Origin of the sequence: Pseudanabaena sp. UWO311, assembly GCF_006937785.1 — a bacterium.
Taxonomy (GTDB): domain Bacteria; phylum Cyanobacteriota; class Cyanobacteriia; order Pseudanabaenales; family Pseudanabaenaceae; genus Pseudanabaena.
The window spans coordinates 18,843-36,240 of sequence record NZ_SJEE01000045.1; the positions used below are offsets into that span (position 1 = coordinate 18,843).

The 17,398-nt window shown below is 42.4% G+C and carries 13 protein-coding genes; 12 read left to right on the forward strand and 1 reads right to left on the reverse strand.

Features of this window, described 5'->3' with window-relative positions; genetic code table 11:
* Window positions 1-44: 44 nt before the first annotated feature.
* The 3 genes from PseudUWO311_RS22370 (at window position 45) to PseudUWO311_RS22380 (ending at window position 5,277) form a co-directional block, all read left to right on the forward strand.
* A complete protein-coding gene (locus tag PseudUWO311_RS22370) occupies window positions 45-1,430 on the forward strand; it encodes a hypothetical protein (RefSeq protein WP_142657442.1) in 1,386 nt (461 codons plus the stop codon).
* A 214-nt stretch (window positions 1,431-1,644) separates the two neighbouring features.
* Complete coding sequence (locus tag PseudUWO311_RS22375) at window positions 1,645-2,820, forward strand: DUF1822 family protein (RefSeq protein WP_142657443.1); 1,176 nt, start codon at window positions 1,645-1,647, stop codon at window positions 2,818-2,820.
* Entirely contained in the window at window positions 2,821-5,277 is a 2,457-nt protein-coding gene (locus PseudUWO311_RS22380) for a CHASE2 domain-containing protein (protein WP_142657444.1), read from the forward strand.
* A 76-nt stretch (window positions 5,278-5,353) separates the two neighbouring features.
* Here PseudUWO311_RS22380 and psb28 read toward each other — a convergent pair whose 3' ends face one another.
* Window positions 5,354-5,761 carry a photosystem II reaction center protein Psb28 gene (gene psb28 / locus PseudUWO311_RS22385; protein ID WP_142657445.1) on the reverse strand — a complete coding sequence of 136 codons (408 nt, stop codon included), beginning with the start codon at window positions 5,759-5,761 and terminating at the stop codon, window positions 5,354-5,356.
* Window positions 5,762-6,024: 263 nt separating this feature from the next.
* Between psb28 and PseudUWO311_RS22390 the strand changes: the two genes are divergently transcribed.
* The 9 genes from PseudUWO311_RS22390 (at window position 6,025) to PseudUWO311_RS22430 (ending at window position 17,210) form a co-directional block, all read left to right on the forward strand.
* A complete protein-coding gene (locus PseudUWO311_RS22390; protein ID WP_142657446.1) occupies window positions 6,025-7,206 on the forward strand; it encodes an ATP-dependent 6-phosphofructokinase in 1,182 nt (393 codons plus the stop codon).
* Between the two features lie 169 nt (window positions 7,207-7,375).
* A complete protein-coding gene (locus PseudUWO311_RS22395; protein ID WP_142657447.1) occupies window positions 7,376-8,026 on the forward strand; it encodes a sigma-70 family RNA polymerase sigma factor in 651 nt (216 codons plus the stop codon).
* 98 nt (window positions 8,027-8,124) lie between these two features.
* A complete protein-coding gene (locus tag PseudUWO311_RS22400) occupies window positions 8,125-9,090 on the forward strand; it encodes a DUF1822 family protein (protein WP_142657448.1) in 966 nt (321 codons plus the stop codon).
* Window positions 9,091-9,344: 254 nt separating this feature from the next.
* The gene (locus tag PseudUWO311_RS22405; protein ID WP_142657449.1) at window positions 9,345-9,605 is read left to right on the forward strand and encodes a hypothetical protein; all 261 of its coding nucleotides are present in this window, start codon (window positions 9,345-9,347) and stop codon (window positions 9,603-9,605) included.
* Between the two features lie 6 nt (window positions 9,606-9,611).
* Window positions 9,612-11,534 carry a M48 family metallopeptidase gene (locus tag PseudUWO311_RS22410; RefSeq protein WP_142657450.1) on the forward strand — a complete coding sequence of 641 codons (1,923 nt, stop codon included), beginning with the start codon at window positions 9,612-9,614 and terminating at the stop codon, window positions 11,532-11,534.
* A 350-nt stretch (window positions 11,535-11,884) separates the two neighbouring features.
* Complete coding sequence (locus PseudUWO311_RS22415; RefSeq protein ID WP_142657451.1) at window positions 11,885-13,705, forward strand: CHAT domain-containing protein; 1,821 nt, start codon at window positions 11,885-11,887, stop codon at window positions 13,703-13,705.
* 34 nt (window positions 13,706-13,739) lie between these two features.
* A complete protein-coding gene (locus PseudUWO311_RS22420) occupies window positions 13,740-15,524 on the forward strand; it encodes a VWA domain-containing protein (protein WP_223807696.1) in 1,785 nt (594 codons plus the stop codon).
* 53 nt (window positions 15,525-15,577) lie between these two features.
* On the forward strand, window positions 15,578-15,955 hold the full coding sequence (locus tag PseudUWO311_RS22425; protein WP_142657452.1) for a hypothetical protein: 378 nt from the start codon (window positions 15,578-15,580) through the stop codon (window positions 15,953-15,955).
* Between the two features lie 97 nt (window positions 15,956-16,052).
* Window positions 16,053-17,210, forward strand: coding sequence for a pyridoxal phosphate-dependent aminotransferase (locus PseudUWO311_RS22430; protein WP_142657453.1), 1,158 nt, complete (start codon window positions 16,053-16,055; stop codon window positions 17,208-17,210).
* Window positions 17,211-17,398 lie beyond the last annotated feature (188 nt).

The window sequence follows — 17,398 nt, forward strand, 5'->3', positions numbered from 1 at the left end:
TATCCGAGAAATAGTAAGTCAACAGGACAGTTATAGAAATTGTTATGAAAGCAAGCCATTATTGGCAATTTGTGAAATTAAAGGCGACAGGGCAATGCATCCGCGAAACGATCGCAAATGCTAGAGAGTTTTTCTTGCAGCAATTTTCGGCAACAGATGATCTTGATGCTGTTCCTGAATTGACAGATTTACAAATTCAAAAACAACTATGGCAATTGCGGCAAAATGGCGAAGCGATCGCAGAAATTTGCTTGCGATGCTTTATTTCTAATCAAATCGAACAAACCTGTTATCAGATCGCTAATCAGTTTGGGACTGTGCATGGATTCCGATATCACGATCTGTTGATTTTTGTACTGAATGATTATATTGAACGCCATCAAAATCAGAGCAAATTCATTTCAGAAGCCTGTGAAATTCTAGACAGCTTTGAGCCAGAGCGCAGTAACTTAGCAACTTGGACAAGTCGTAAGGTTAAGCAAAATCGTGAGTTAAATGCTTTTTTATTGGAGCATGGCGTTTATCTCGTCAGCGATTGGGCAATACTCAATGACACTAGTCCTAAGCAATTGGAACGCATTTATGCAGGGTTTTATCAAACTGCTCAATATTCCATTCAACAGACAAAAAATCTATTGGAAGCCTATCATGCGGTTTATCGGATGGATCGATTGCAATCAAGATTAAATGGAAGCAAAGGTCAATGCCCTGTCCCCTCGTCAGAACAGTTACAAAAGATTTACGAATATCTAGTAGCAAATCATGCTGAAAATCATGTTGTACCTACAGCGCCAACAAATATTCTGGATAAATTGCAAGAGATGGCGAGCAGATTACGTCAATATCGCATACAGGCTAGGGGTGGTAAATCCCGACAAATATCCCTCGATCAACCGAATTTAGCAATTAATCCTGAGGCTTTATTAGCTAATTCTGAAAATGAGAATGAAGCATTTTCTTTCCTAGCGGCCTATCGCCAGCAGTTTGAGCACTGCTTAGAGAAAGCGATCGCAAAAGTAACTGACATTCGTCATACAAAACTCAAACAGAGATCGCCTGTGCAAGCTGCAAACTTTCTAATTGGTTTGAGCTTATTTCACTGTCGTGGTCAAACTATGGCTGAGATTGCATCTGAGATAGGGTTAGAGGCTCAATATCAAGTAACGCGGCTTCTTAAGCTCAAGGAATTGCGATCGGATATTCGCCGTGAAATTTTAGGCGATTTGCGTGAAGAAGTAATCGGACTAGTCAAGTTCTATGCTGAGCCTTCTTTGTTATCGGAACTTGATCAAAAACTTGATGTTATTTTACAAGAATTAGTAGAGGAAGAAATGGAATGCGCCGAAGCCGAAAGTATCAAAAGCAAAGGAATTCCTCTACAAAGTCGCTTTGCTGTAAGGCTTTGTAAGTATTTGCAGCAACTCAGATAATGAATTTCCTGCTACTAGCGTGGCAGGGCAACCACGGGGGGATTGCCCCTACCTGAAATAATTCATGTTTTGTAGGGGCTGTGCCCCCGTGCCAGCCCCAGACTTCCGCCATTGCAGGAATTTCTTCAACGTAATATCAGAAAGATAACATTGCATAACTCTCAACAAACTAGCGCTATGAATAGACAACAAATTAGAATAGGTAAGTACCATAATGATGGCATTAAATTTACTCAATACTGGGGGAAAGACAATGCTTAGTGACTTTGAAACGCTCCCTATTGAATCGATCGCTTTGTCGCCCGAAATTATTCATCAAGCGATCGCCTTTTCACAAAATGCTAGTAACCAATGGCAGACATATCTAGATGCGATCGCCTATTTGACGATATGCGAATGGCTACATGAGCGCTCACCTAGTCTTGCTTCGGTAAAGCATTCTGGAGACAGCACTAATTGCCAAGCAAATATTCATTATCTCAAGGTGAACGGCTTTACGCTTTATGTCCGAGGAAAAACGCCAGCTTCAGATGATTTGGTGGAAATACCTGCCGATATTTTGCAGCCGCAAATCCCTACGAGTGAAAACAATCAAGCTTCAAGTAATACTTTTATCGTCATTGTCGAAATTTACGAAGAGATTGAAGAGGCGTTAATTTTAGGATTTAGTAGTCATCTACAATTAGTCAAACATCTTGCGGATCTAAAACGCGATCGCCTTGAGAATACCTACCAAGTGCCGCTATCCCTATTTGATGACCAATCAGAGCGCTTGTTACTTTATCTCCAACATTTGGAACCCGTATTAGAAACCATAAATGCGTCTCACCCAGAAGCGATCGCAGAATCGTCTCAAGTGAATATGACTGAGTTAATTCTCAATACTGGACTATGGTTGCAATCACAACTAGATGAAATCGCCCAAACCTTAGCTTGGCAACTATTGCCAACTTGGCAGCCCAATTATGCATCAGCACTACGCTCTCCTGCTACAGAAATGCAAACAATTATCAGTGAAGTAGCGCGGCTAACGGCTGATATTCCTGCCCATGCAAAAGCCGCCTATCATGACTTTCAACTTGGCGATCGCCATTTGCGTCTATATGCGACGGTGTGGGCAAATGGCGATCGCACAGAAAATCCTGAGTGGTCATTATTACTTGTACTTGGTTCTCAATCCAGCAACGAGATTCCCTATGGTGTGAGAATGCGAATTCGCGATCAGCAGCAAGTTTTAGTAGATCGCAGACTAGAGCCAAATACTAGTGACCTATATCTTTATGCTTGCGTCACAGGCGAACAAAATGAAGTGTTTACAGTGTCGATTTCTTTGCCCAGTGGTGTTATGTTAACCTTACCAGCTTTTGCATTTTATCCCAATGCACTCTAAATGCCGACTTATTATCTAGAAGTTGAGAAAATCGAAGCACAAAGTCGATTTATGTGCCGATTCCTGTTGTCTTGGGGAAAGAACCAACGCTTACCTGTAGTTGCGATCGCCTACTCAGAAAGCCTTGCTACTAGCTATAGTGAATGGCAGTCAGCCTATCTCAACTATTACCGCAATGTTGCATTAGGGGAATCCTTACGCGGTCGAGTTCAAGGCAGTGGCAGTTTTTCGCCTTCAACTGTGGATTGGTATGAGAAACTACGAGAATCCGAAGAAAGACTACTCAGAGAATTTAACTTTTGGTTGCGCAGTCCAGAGCTTTATGAACTTTGGGAAGAAATCAAGCGATCGGCACGGCTGATATCCACTCAATTAGCCAAATCCACATCAGCTCATATTGATTTACTGATCACTTGCTCCGAAGAGTTGAGCTGCTTACCTTGGGAAGTATGGAAATTGCAAGATGAATTTGCCTCGCTCGATACGGTACGCATCGCCAGAACCGTCTACTCCAATATCGAGTTGTCCATTCCTCAATATCATCGCCGTCCGAGATTATTAGCAATTTTTGGGGATGAAACAGGCTTAGACTTTCAGCACGATCGCGTTGCCATGCAGATTTTATCGGGATTAGCGGAAATCCATACGATTTGCTGGGAGGCTAACACAGTAGATAGAATCAATCAAAAACAAAAAATTTGTGAGGCGATCGCCGATGAACAGGGGTGGGACATTCTCTTTTTTACGGGACATAGCGATCAAACGGATTTTACGGTAGGAAAATTGCTGATCGCACCCAATAGCTCTTTGACTATGAGCGATATTGAGCCTTATCTACAGCAAGCTAAAAAGCGAGGTTTACAGATCGCAATTTTCAACTCTTGCAATGGTACTGCGATCGCCTCATGGTCAATCAGCAAAGTGGGAATCCCGCAAGCGATCGCCATGCGTGAACCAATCCACAATCAAGCCGCTCAGAGCTTTTTGGTACAGTTCCTTAAAAATCTTGCCCAATATCAAGATGTGCATACATCCATGCTGGGTGCTTGCCGTTATTTACAAGAATCGAGATTATTATTGCCCTCTGTTTACTTGATTCCTTCTCTATTTCGTCATCCTGATGCACAGCTATTTCAGCTATTGCCAACAGGTTGGAAGTCAATCTTGAGAAGAATTGCCCCAAATCCTTTGCAAGCGATCGCGCTCAGTAGTTTGCTAGCAATTAGCTGTATTCCCTCTCTGCAAGAATGGATGCTCGATAGTCGTGTTTGGCTGCAAGCCATCTATCGTCAGCAAACCCAGCGTATTCCCCAAGCACCGCCACCCGTTCTTTTAGTGCAAATCGATGAGGCTTCTTTACAGAAAGCTGCGATCGCCGATCCGTCCCCGATGGATCGGCAATATTTAGCGAAGTTAGTCGATCGCTTAGCTAGCCAAAAAGCTCAAATCATCGGCATTGATTATTTACTCGATCGCTCCCATCGCAATCTCAAAGATGGCAAAGATAATGGTCAAAGCGATCGCCTTTTAGGTCAGTCGCTCCAAAATGGTATAAATCAAAAAGATGGAGCTTGGTTTGTCTTAGCTTCCGTTTATAGTGAAGGCAATTGGCTAGAGACATTGCCTGAAATTGCCAGCAAAAATGGCACAGTGGATGGACATATTCATATGTCGGTACAGTATTTGCCGTTAGTTCAAACCGATGTGCCCAAATTGCCCTTTGCTTATTTACTAGCTGGATTGCATCGAGTCAGACAAACGCAAAATTTGCGATCGCCTTTAACTCCAGATGCTAGCCTCTTCACCCAAGTCTCTGACAGATTAAGTCTATATGGGAAGACATTTCGTAATCTGCTGTCACCCACTGCACAAATGCAACCAGTTACTAATTTTGCTCAAGATGAGATCGCTCAGTCGTGGCTACATCCCATTGTTGATTTTTCGATTCCCCCCGATCGCATTTATCAGACAATTCCTGCATGGCAATTATTACAGGACAACCCACAAATTCTTGATTTGCAAAACAGTTCTCAAATCGTAATCATTTCCGCCAACTATTCCGAAGCAGGTGTATTTAAGCAAGGCGAAGATTCCTTCGTGCAACCTGCCGCGATTCGCTATTGGCTACAGCAATCAGCGCAAACCAAACAACGTGAGACCTATACAGGCGGAGAAGTGCAAGCCTATGCAGTTCATCATTTCTTGCGCGATCGCTATGTTGTGCCAATCCCTGACTCATGGATGATACTTTTGTCTCTCTTTAGTGGTGCGATTCTGGTGGGATTTTGGCAACCGCGATCGCGCCGACAGGTATATATTTTGCTCAGTATGAGCTTTAGTATATATACATTAGCGAGTATCGAGATTTATATTTCTGGGGGGATTCTCTTGCCCATCGTCTTCCCTGCGATCGTTGCGATCGTTTACTGCGCGCCTAAATTCATGAAACCTTCATAATCTATCCCAATCAAAAACAAACCCTGTAAGGGTTTTAAAAGCACAAAATGGCTACGCCATTTTATGCTGTGGAGAATTACGACTCCTTAAGAATAGTCTTGGTCAAATCTACAGGTTCTTGAGCTGCCGCGAATTCCATGCCATTTGCCTCAGCATAGCGCTGCATAAATCGCATAAAGCGATCCCAATGTTCATCTGAGCCTACATTAAACACGATTTCAATTTTTGCCAATTCTTCATCATCGCCTTTATCTTTCCAAAACAACTTGGAACTTTTCGGCTCAATTGAAATCGTGCCTTCACTATCAACTAGACGAATATCATTAAATGATGCCTTAGCAAAACTATTTACCCCTTGCACAGCCTTAATATTTACAAAAGTCATTTTAACTGAATTCTCGCCTGTTGAACGATCTCGCCTCAACCGTACATCACTCAATTCTTCGGGAATCCCTGCAAAAAATTCTATGGATGGAGATGTCATGATAATCACTTTGTGGTTAAAGTAGATGCATTTCATACTATGTATATTCCATTCTCTAATTTCTGGCTAAATAACAACAAGAAAAACATAAAACTTAAATACTCTAGAGGTGTGTATGAACTTGTGTTGCAAGATCTGAGAGGTTTTCTTAAGTTTTGTCGTAACTGAGGATTTGACGCTCTAAAAGCGAGAAAATAGGATGCGATCGATTGTTCATTTGTTCATCCTGAATTGATGAGATTATCCATAAATGGAAAGATGAAATGGTAAGCAACCACAAGCCAAAACGTATTGGCATTTTAACTAGTGGAGGAGATTGTCCTGGGCTTAATGCTGTCATTCGAGCAGTTGTGAAAGTGGCTACATATAAGTACGGATGGGAAGTCTATGGTATCCCCTATGGAACCGATGGCTTTATCGAGCTATTAGTTGGGAAACGACAACCTGAAGATTTACGCATTAAGGAACACGGTTATGATATTCCTGGTTTGGTACAGGGGCTAGATATCCTTTACTTTCTTAGTGGTAGTGTTTTGGGTTCGATTAGTAAAGGCGATCCCGAACGCCATGCCGACGATATTATCAAAGGCTATGAGAAATTAGGTTTGACCGCATTGATTGTTATGGGTGGAGATGGAAGTATTGAAATTTTAGACGGATTAGCGCAAAAAGCTGCTGATCAAGGTGCACTGTGGAATTGGGTCGCCATCCCCAAAACCATTGACAATGATATTCCATTTACTGAAGCCTCAGTGGGCTTCGATACAGCTGTGAATCGGGTGACTCAAGCTCTTTATGATCTTACCTTTACCGCCGCTAGCCATGATCGCGTGATGATCGTCCAAGTGATGGGGCGAGATTCGGGCTATCTGGCGATGGAAGCAGGGCTTGCTGGTGGCGCAGATGCGATCTTAATCCCCGAATTGACTCCTGTTTTAAATGAGGAGGTAATCATGGGAATCTGTCGTCATATTGGACAATTACAGCAGAATGGTAGAAGGTTTGCACTTGTAGTAATTGCTGAGGGCGTAAAAAATTATCTTGGTCAAAAGGAACATTACATAGGAGACTATCTCGCTCGTCAAGTCCAAGAGTGTAGTAACAAGCTTTGCGATATTGATTCTCACATCTATCCCTTTGACACTCGCGTTACGGTGTTGGGACATGTCCAGAGAGGAGGTACGCCTACTTACACCGATCGCCTTTTGGCAACTGCTTTTGGTCGGGAGGCGGTAGATTTAATTGCTAATGGTAATTATAACCAGATGGTGATCTGGGAAAATGGTAGGGTTAGCAGTGTTCCTATCAGTCGAGTGATTGAGCAGATTAAAAAGGGTCGCAGAGAGAAGAAAGCACCTTCGCGGGTTGATCCTCAAGGCTTTTTAGTAAGAACGGCGCGAGATATTGGTATTTATGTGGGAGAAGTAAGTAGTGACGATCAGTAGTTCCAGCAATTACCGATCAAATGAACCAAAGAAAATTTTTGAAAGTGTTGCTTTGCAACACTTTCAAAAATTTTCTTTGGTTTGGTTTTGAGCGCAAAGCGTTGTAAAGTGAGAGTCATTGCGATCGCTGTGACTAAGTTAAAATAACTATTATTAATAGACTTCTAAAATGATCGATTTAGAGCAACAACTAGCAGAGCTTGTTATAGAAACTTGTCAGCATCCACAAGGAACTATTGCTCGACAGTACGGACTAACTTCATTAATTCGGTTAATTAATCAATCGCAAAAACTTTGGAAAGATAATTCTCCCTACTATGAAGATGCTTTACAGCTAACATGGCTATATTTCTGTCGAAATCTTTGTGAGGCGACTACTGCAAAATCTGCCTACGATTCCGATCGCAGTAATGTTATTACTTGGATGAATGCCTACCTTAAATATCGATTGCAAGATATGTATATCGAAAACCATCAACAGCAACTAAAATCTGGATTAGCGGAAAGAGATAATATCGATGACGCTGGTATAGATCAGGTAATAGATCGCATAGCTGCACCTGTACAATCCTCTGATTTATTGGAGCAAATCCGACAATGGGCGAAATTAGATAGGACAAAAATTTTGCGTCGTACTTATATTCGCGATCGCGCTGATGTTAATGCTCAGGTTCTAATTCTCAAACGATTACCTCCTGAGACTAATTGGCAAATTCTATCGCAAGAGTTTTCGCTACCCATCTCGACTCTCAGTAGCTTTTATCAACGCAAGTGTATTCCACTATTAAAAGAATTTTATGAAAAAAGCAGGGTTGCCTAGCACAGCAAGCCACCAACAATTCGTGAAAGTACTTCGTACCAATATCTTTAAGAATTGTATTGCATACCTTAGTTATGCAAAGCGCTATATGATCAATTATGTTTAATATTAAAGACAGTTTTTTATCACTACCAATTGTCAACGAGCATCGTGACATTGCTCGTTCTTTTGCTGCGAAACAATCTTTTTTAGATATTGCAGAGCGAGTGGAGCGTAATACTCTTGCGGTGCTGGTGATGCGTGACTACCTAGAGATGATGGGGATCTCAACGAGCTTAGAGTCAAGTGATAGTTGGAACCCTGTTGTGCAGATATGTGCAAATGTTGCTGATCTAGATATTGAGGGGGTGGGTAAGGTGGAATGCCGATCGCTGAATGAGGGAGAGTCAACATGTTATGTGCCTCCTGAAGTATGGGGAGATCGTATTGGTTATACATTTGTTCAACTAGATGCGAATTTGCGAGCGGCAACAATTTTGGGCTTTATGCCACAGGTGGAGATGGAATCAGTAGCGATCGATCTTCTCGAACCAATTGAACGTTTGTGTGTAGCGATCGCAGGTTTACGCGCATCTACTCCACAAGTTTCTGGTAATTCAAATGCGATCGCGAATCTTAGCAATTGGTTGCAGAATCTTTTTGAGTCAGGTTGGCTAGAGCTAGAAACTTTACTGGACGGTAATCAACCTCAATATGCTTGGCGTAATCGAGAATTTTTAAGTTCTATTGCTAACGAATCTAATCTGACAGAAGTACGACGAGGTAAGTTGATAGATCTTGGCTTGCTGATGTCTGGGTGTTTAGTCGCGCTAGTTATCACAATTTCGCAAATTTCGCAAAGTGAGACTAGTATTCGTCTAGCTATTTATCCAATGACGGATACATTTCTGCCTGAATTCCTTAAATTAGCGGTTTTAGATGATGTCGGGAATATTTTTCTACAGGTTCAAGCGCGAAGTATCGATAATTATATTCAGCTTCAATTGAGTGGCAATACAGGAGAAAATTTTAGTGTTCAAGTCTCTCTTACGGAAGTATTGCTGACAGAAAATTTTGTTGTTTGAATCAAATACGCCAAGAACTCAAGTTCTTGGCTAAAAGCTCAAGTCGGTTGAAACCGACTAAAGAAATTTGAAATTTAACCCGTTTCAACGGGTTTGAGCTTTTATACCGCACTTTAGTGCAGGGTTGATTTTGCATAGCTTGCGATCGCCTAGAACTAAATCAGTCTAGAAAGATACAGGCAAGTTATAGAAGCTTAAGTCGTATGGAAGTCTCGGCTATATTTTTAATTTCTTTTGGATTAGTGACGTTGATTATGTTGCTTACACTATCGCGTCCTCGTCAACTTCGATGGGGTAAAAAGTTAGGATTATGGTTGTCAAATCTGCGGAAATGGTGGCAAGATTTACAGGAAGGTATTGAATGTGCGCCCTTGGAGCAAAGGCTTAATGAATTGGTAAAGAGACGATGGGATGTTGCCGAGCGTTTGCTAAAAGCACAAAAGCTTAGAAATCCTAATCAAAAGAGAAAATGGTATTTAGAAAAAGTTATTTACGATCTTAAACGCGGACGGTGAGAATCTATGACTCAAGAGAAATTTGATGAATTGGTTCAGCAATTGGAAGTATACTCGCAGCAACATCCTAATCTGTATAAATTGCGTGTAGCTGCGTTAGCTACATTTGGATATGTATATATTTTTGTGGCGATCGCCTTTTTATTATGGTGTGCAGTTCTAATCGCTTTCATTGCCATTTACGGTCGCTTTTTCGCTAGTGGACTGTTTGCAATTTTAATAGTGTCAATATTTTTGCTATTGCGATCGCTGTGGGTCACATTTCCTGATCCAACTGGCAATAGACTAAAGCGCAAGCAAGTTCCCGAACTTTTTGCATTGGTAAAACGTTTAACCAAATCCTTACAAGCGCCACAATTTCATCAAATCATCTTAACCTCAGAGTTCAATGCATCGGTAGTTCAAGTTCCTCGTTTGGGCATCTTTGGTTGGCAGAAGAACTATCTCATTCTTGGTTTACCATTAATGCAAGCCCTCTCTCCTGAACAATTTCAAGCCGTATTAGCTCATGAAATCGGGCATCTATCTGGCAATCATAGTCGCTTTGCTGGATGGATTTATCGAGTACGCAAAACATGGATGCAAATTTTAGAACGTTTCCAAACCGAGCAAGGCGCTGAAGTTGTGGCGATGAGTTTCTATGGATTTATCAATTGGTATTCACCGCTATTAAGTGCGTATTCATTCGTGTTAGCAAGGGCTAACGAGTACGAAGCCGATCGTTGTGCGGCTGACTCTGTGGGTAATCAACATACTGCCGAAGCATTGATTTTAGTTGGTGTGAGAAGTCAATATATTGACAATTCCTATTGGAAAAATATTTATCTTCAAGTTAATACTCAACCAGAACCGCCAAATTATCCCTTTGCCCAACTAGCTCAAGCCTTACAAGATGAAATAGCGCCTGAGACTTATCACAAATTATTAGCGCGATCGCTAACCCTCAAAACCGATACTAGCGATACACACCCTTGTTTGCGCGATCGCTTGCAAGCTCTAGGTTTTAATCCATCAGCACTACCAATGATGAATTTTAGTCCTGTAACGGCTAGCCAAAAATTTCTGGGTAGTGCTCTTGCTAATTTGACCGAACAATTTGATCGGGAGTGGTATAGAAATGTTGAGGCTTCATGGAAAGAGCGATTTACATATATCCAAGGGCTTCGTACCGCGCTGCAAGCCATTGAAGAAAAGGCTAAATCAGAAATATTAAATCTCACTGAAGCATGGAATCGCGCTTTCTGGACAAGTGAAATTATGGGTGATCGTATGGCTCTTCCTTTTGCTCAAAATGTAGTTGCGATGCAAGCCGATCATGCTGGAGCCAATTATCTATTGGGTAAAGTTTTGATTGAAGATGAAGACCCCAAAGGGATTGAGCATTTGGAAATTGCGATGCAAGGTGATGTAGATGCGGTTATACCGAGTTGCGAACTAATTTATGGATTTCTCAAACAAAATGGTAAAAATGATGAAGCATTGGAATACGAGCAAAAGCTAGCAATTCACTATCAAAAAGTTGGTTTGGCACAACAAGAAAGGGCTTCGGTAAGTTGCTTTGATGCTCTCATCACTCACGATCTGCCTGAAGAGGAGGTTAAAAGATTACATCATTATTTGTCGGGATACAAAGATATCGAAACTGTCTATCTCGTTCGCAAGCACTTAAAGCATTTCCCTGAAAAGCCCATGTTTGTTTTAGCAATTAAATGTAAGCATTCTTTCTGGACTAAGTTTCATTTGAGTGCCAGAGCACTAGAAAAAGAGAAAAAAGTGATCGCCAAAATTGCTAATGAATTTCAGTTTGTGTCCCATACATACGTGACTGTGTTTGCTTCTGACAGTAGTTTCCGAAAAAATGATTTTCCTTATGTCATATCAGAAGATTACATCAAGAAAGTTGCGGGTAGGTCAATTTACCAAGCCTAAGTTTTATACCAATTCACAAAAGTGTGATCACACTTTTGTGAATTAAAAAACAAACCCAGTAAGGATTTTAAAAACACAAAATGGCTAAGCCATTTTGTGTTTTGGTATTATTTGACCTTGTGGAGCTATGTGTGGCAAAAAAGTTTAAGTTTTGTAAATCAATGCGTAAGTTCTTTGCTTGAGCCAGATAGGTAAGTAAATAGTTGGATTTTTGCTGCATAGATCAGCGATCGCTAGAGCTATGTGAGACTAAACAACTATTTTTATCTTTTACCAAGGTGAATTAATGACAAACCTAAATAAAATGTGCATGATGAGTCTGTAGATGTTTTGATGGAGCGATCGCCATTATGGGGAAGCTAGTAACCCTAAAATTTAGTGATGGTAATTTCGAGCAAGGATTTGTCGTCACTATTCAAATTGGCGAAGAAGGAGCGCTCCCGTCCTCGGAGATTGCGGCAAACTTGCCCCCATCAATGGAGTTACCTAAGCTCTATGATGCATGGCAGTCTTTGTACTTGAAGATAGGTTCAACAACTCGGCTCTCAGCCGATGCGAATGCTGTTACTAATGTCTCCTTTCTCGAAGATTGTTATGATGCTGCTGAGAAGCTATCAGAGCAGCTCAATCAATGGCTGCGATCGCCATCTTTTCTCCCTGCTAGGGAGCTAGTCTCCGACAACATCTACAGAACCGATGAAGTGCGCGTACTACTGCAATCGGGAAATCCTTATTTACAGAAAATGCCTTGGCACTTGTGGGATTTATTCGATCGGCGCTTTACCAAGGCAGAAATTGCGATCGCTGCTCCTAGCTATTCCAGTATCGAACCTTCACAAAAACACTCTGACAAGATTCGCATTCTCGTAATTCTCGGCAATAGTGAAGGTATCGATATCGGTGCCGATCGCACCATGCTAGAGCAATTACCAAATGCAGAGGTGACTCTGTTAGTAGAACCGAGGCGGCAGCAACTGAACGATCAGTTATGGCAGCAGCAATGGGATATTCTCTTTTTTGCGGGGCATAGCTCCACTCAAGAGGATATCGGTCGGATCTACATCAACGAGACGGAAAGTCTGCGGATGGAGCAGTTGCGTTATGCGCTGAGGACGGCTGTTAGTAACGGCTTGCGATTAGCGATTTTTAACTCTTGCGATGGTTTGGGCTTAGCGCGATCGCTATTCGACTTGCATATTCCTCAAGTGATCGTGATGCGCGAACCGATTCCCGATGAAGTAGCCCAAAAGTTTTTGCGTTATTTTCTCGAAGATTTCTCAAGCGGAACTTCTTGCTATTTGTCAGTACGGAGAGCGAGAGAGCGCCTGCAAGGTATCGAAGATCGCTTCCCCTGTGCAACTTGGTTGCCCATCATTTGCCAAAACCCCGCAGAAACCCCTTTAACATGGTCGTACCCCAAGCAGGAGAAAGTGACAATGACTATACCAGTACCAGTATTAACAAAAACATCAAGCCCAGTATTAACGCCAATGATAGACATATCATCGCCAAAGCCGCCTAGTCGGAATAATAAAAGGACAAAGCTATTCCAATTGCCTCAAACTTATTTGCTTTTGGCAGGAACGGCTCTGGGCTTAGCTTGTTTTGTGACGGTGCTGCGTCCGCGTCCGATTGTGATTGCAAGTGGTGGTGCGATCGCGGCAATCATTTTTGGTGCGTGGTCGTGGCAAATCAAGAAAGAATTCGCTTGGTTGAATGAGAATAATTTGCTCGATCGCTATGTATTTGCGTCAAAACTCGATGCATTGGAACGCAAATCTCTATCTACTGGAATGCAGTGGCGGAGAGCAAAGGCATGGGCGAGGGAGATTCATGCTTATGCCGAAAAAATAGTTGAGAAGGAGCCAGACCTGACGGTGGATATCTTAGAAACTCTGATCACTGTTTTGGAATTGGCTGGTCAGGTAGCGGATGCGATCGCTACTATCGGTCAGGTGAAGTCTGAGAACTATCGTGTGGTGGCGCAACGACGGCTACAAGCGAGTTACGATCGCCTCCAAGCTACGCATGAACTTTTACAAAATTTACAAGATCAAGTTCTGTTGCTTTCGCTAGATCGAAATAGTTCCAATCTCAAAATGGAGCTACCTGCTCAGTTGAGACTTGCGATCGATACGAACAAAATCACTTTGCAAGCAAACGAAAACTAGTCAAGGAAAAGGGAAAAAGGAAAAGGGAAAAATCATGTCTATAAAAATGCTTGATAAAAGTCTAGGTAAAATTGGCGATCGCCTATTCAGAAAGCTCAAAACTCTGTGGTCATTTTGGTTTGCGATCGGGCTGAGCATGACTTTACTTGTTGCTTGTGGAGCGATCAAAATTGACTCATTTGAGACAGCTAGTAAAGCAATTCAAAATGATTTTCTACCTAAAATTAGAATCGAGCAAGCGCTGGTTGCCGATGCATCGGCGGCGAGATATTCCACTGATAGCATTAAAGAACCTCTGCCAAAGATTGAAGATTTTCCACTTTATGGCGCTCAGCCGACCAACGATCCAAAACACGTTTATGTCGAGATTTTTAGCTCGGCAGAAAAAGCTAATGCTCAGAAACAAGATGAGCGCTGGCTGGTTGATGTTGCCGAAGCCTTTAATGCTAAAAACGTTACGGCAAAATCGGGACAAGTGATCCGAGTCGGCATCAGGAATATTGCCTCTGGCTTAGGTGAACGGTTGATTGCATCAAAAACATTTAAGCCTGCTGCCTATACTCCATCTAGCGATTTGTGGGTTGACATTCTTAAAAGTGATGGAATTATACCAAACACGATCGCACCAGTATTACAGCCCAATGGAACAGGCTTTGCCGTAAGAAATGATGCCTATCAAGAACTTGCTAAAGGCGGAGAAGTAACATTCGAGAGATTGCTAGATGCGATTACCACAGGCAAAATATCGATTGGCTACCCCAATCCTTATTCCAGTTCGACCGCTTTAAATTTGCTTTATACAATTCTCTGGCGAGCAGCAGGACACGATCGCGATAAACTACCGCTAACAGTTCAAGACTTAAAGGTTCCCCAAGTTAGTTCCGTATTTGATGCTTTCCAGAAGCAAGTGATCGTGACATCAGTTACAACCCTAGAGCTAAAAGAAATCTTCATCCGCGATCAACAAAAAATGCAAGCCTTTCCCCTCGATGGAGTCGCCTTTAACTCACTGAAGAAGTTGCCAGGGTTTGAGCAAGTTGCCTATGTCCCCTTTGGCTTACCTCACAATGCGCCCTTGGTCGGATTCGATTGGAATACGCCCGAACAACAGGAAGCATTACAAAAGTTTGCTGAATTTGCAACATCTGAACCAATGCAAAAGCTAGCTTTAACAACTCCTGAAATTTTGGAACATCTTAAACGAAAGGATCTACCCATTAATACTTCTGGAGAAGTCCTCAAAACTGCGCTTACCTTCTGGAAGCAGCGTAAAGATGGTGGGCGAACTGTCTATATGATGTTGGTGATTGATACCAGTGGCTCCATGACTGGAGCGAGAATGCAAGCTGTTAAGGAAGGGCTCCGCATTGCCACTAAGGAAATCAATGCTGGCAATCAGGTCGGTTTGATCACTTTTAGCGATCGCGTCAAAAATGTGGTTAGTCTATCTCCCTTTGATGCCTTGCAACATAAGCGTTTACTAGCCGCGATCGATGCTCTTGAAGCGGATGGTAATACTGCTCTTTATGACGGCGCGATCGCAGGTTTGGCTCCTCTCATGGAACGCCGTAAAGCCGATCCTACAGGTTTATTCCGCTTGCTGTTACTCACTGATGGCGAAGTTACCACAGGATTGAAATTTGAAGAGGTCAAGGATTTAATGAAGTTTAGTGATGTGCGAATGTATCCGATCGCCTATGGCGAAGTCAATCAGAAAGAGCTTTCTGCGATCGCAGCTTTACGCGAGTCTACAGTCCAAGTCGGCACACCCCAAAACGTCCAAAACTTGCTTAAGGAAATCTTTCAAACTAATTTGTAAACCTAATGATAGGCGGCGCGAAGCGCTGTCTATCTCTGCCGCATCAAAAATCTATGCATAAACTTAATCGTAAACTTTTAACTACTCTTGGTTTGGGATGGTTGGGATTTTGCCTTGTGGGCAGTGCGATCGCCGTTGCTTTGCCGCCCACCTCAATTACCATTCTCATCGATCGCAGTTTTTGTCCTCAAGACAAATGGCAAGCTATCGCCTCCACCTACAACGATCTCTACCAACAACACCAAAACCGCGATCTGCAAATTAAGGAAGTAATTGTTTTTGGCGATCTTGGGCAGGAGATACTTTCTGGAGTACCTTCACCTGACACTATACGATCGCTCAATACCTATGGACGCTCTAATCAGGAACGGCAAAAGCAACTACAAAATAGCTACCCTCAAGCTAAATTGCTCTCATGTCAAACTACATAATTATTTAATTCTTGACCAGCCAGAGCAATCTCGATTAGGATTGAGTAAAGGCGGCGCATCGCGCTGTCTTTACTTTTTGAAGTTTAGAGATATTACCTTGACTACTGTTTCGCTATCACAACGCGCTATTCAAATTAAAGAGTCACAAATTCGCGAAGCTTCCCGCTATTGTGAAAAGTTTGGCGCAATTAACCTTGCTCAAGGGTTGCCCGATTTTCCTGCTCCAGAAGCGATCAAAGAATCCGCAAGAGCAGCGATTACCTTGGATTTTAACCAATATGCAGATAGTTGGGGTTGGGACAATTTGCGCGAGGCGATCGCTACAAAAATGCAACGTGACAACCAAATCGCAGTCAATCCTGATACTGAAGTCACCGTATGTTGTGGCGCAACCGAAGGCTTAAATATTGCCCTAATGACACTGATCAATCAAGGCGATCGCGTCTTAATTTTCGAGCCATTTTATGAAAATTACATCCCCAACCTCGCAACCGTTGGCGGTATTCCTGAATTTATTACCCTGCAACCACCACAATGGGAAATCACCCAAGAAATCCTTGAGCCTGCGTTTAAAAAAGGAATTAAAGCTGTAATTATTAATAGTCCTGCCAATCCCACGGGCAAAGTCTGGACAAGAACGGAATTAGAACTAATTGCGAAGCTTTGCCAGCAGTATGATGTCTATGCAATTACCGATGAGATTTATGAATACATCATCTATGAAGGCGAACATATTAGCTTAATGAGTATCGAAGGAATGCGCGATCGCACGATTGTCGTGAATGGATTCTCAAAAACTTTTTGTATCACAGGTTGGCGGCTAGGTTACACCGTCGCAAGTCCTGAACTGACGGCTGCGATGCGGCGGATTCATGACTTCATCACGATTTGTGCCCCCGCTCCTCTGCAACATGCAGCCTTGACCGCTATGGAATTTGGGCGTGAATATTTCACCAAGTTGGCTCTAGATTACAAACGTAAGCGCGATATGCTTTATCCTGCGTTGGTGCAGCTAGGGCTATCTCCTGTCTTGCCTAGAGGCGCATATTACATCTGGACTGATAGCTCTGCGATCGCGCCCGATGCCGAAAGCGCCGCTTTTCGCCTCGCTAAAGAAGCCTTAGTTGCTGCTGTTCCAGGCAGTTGCTTTAGTCAACCTGAGCGTGAAAAGGTAAATGGTTTAAGGTTCTGTTTTGCCAAAAAAGACAGCACAATTGCGGCTGCGGTCGAAAATCTAAGTAAACTCAAACTATAAGCTCAGTCCCTTTGCGTAATAAAACCTAAAAAACGAGAAAAAGCATAGCTTTGCTATGCTTTTTAGTGGCAATTCTCATTATGAAACCAACTTTAGAAACCATTTAGGAATTGCTCTAGATCCCCCCAGCCCCCTTAAAAAAGCTACCGTGTACACTCATCTCAGTTTGTCTGTGAAATCAAGAGAAT

Excerpts from the sequence above, each read along its gene's own strand:
- PseudUWO311_RS22370 (WP_142657442.1), top strand. The coding sequence starts at position 45 with ATGAAAGCAAGCCATTATTGGCAATTTGTGAAATTAAAGGCGACAGGG.
- PseudUWO311_RS22375 (WP_142657443.1), top strand. The coding sequence starts at position 1,645 with ATGATGGCATTAAATTTACTCAATACTGGGGGAAAGACAATGCTTAGT.
- PseudUWO311_RS22380 (WP_142657444.1), top strand. The coding sequence starts at position 2,821 with ATGCCGACTTATTATCTAGAAGTTGAGAAAATCGAAGCACAAAGTCGA.
- psb28 (WP_142657445.1), bottom strand. The coding sequence starts at position 5,761 with ATGACATCTCCATCCATAGAATTTTTTGCAGGGATTCCCGAAGAATTG.
- PseudUWO311_RS22390 (WP_142657446.1), top strand. The coding sequence starts at position 6,025 with ATGGTAAGCAACCACAAGCCAAAACGTATTGGCATTTTAACTAGTGGA.
- PseudUWO311_RS22395 (WP_142657447.1), top strand. The coding sequence starts at position 7,376 with ATGATCGATTTAGAGCAACAACTAGCAGAGCTTGTTATAGAAACTTGT.
- PseudUWO311_RS22400 (WP_142657448.1), top strand. The coding sequence starts at position 8,125 with ATGTTTAATATTAAAGACAGTTTTTTATCACTACCAATTGTCAACGAG.
- PseudUWO311_RS22405 (WP_142657449.1), top strand. The coding sequence starts at position 9,345 with ATGTTGCTTACACTATCGCGTCCTCGTCAACTTCGATGGGGTAAAAAG.
- PseudUWO311_RS22410 (WP_142657450.1), top strand. The coding sequence starts at position 9,612 with ATGACTCAAGAGAAATTTGATGAATTGGTTCAGCAATTGGAAGTATAC.
- PseudUWO311_RS22415 (WP_142657451.1), top strand. The coding sequence starts at position 11,885 with ATGGGGAAGCTAGTAACCCTAAAATTTAGTGATGGTAATTTCGAGCAA.
- PseudUWO311_RS22420 (WP_223807696.1), top strand. The coding sequence starts at position 13,740 with ATGTCTATAAAAATGCTTGATAAAAGTCTAGGTAAAATTGGCGATCGC.
- PseudUWO311_RS22425 (WP_142657452.1), top strand. The coding sequence starts at position 15,578 with ATGCATAAACTTAATCGTAAACTTTTAACTACTCTTGGTTTGGGATGG.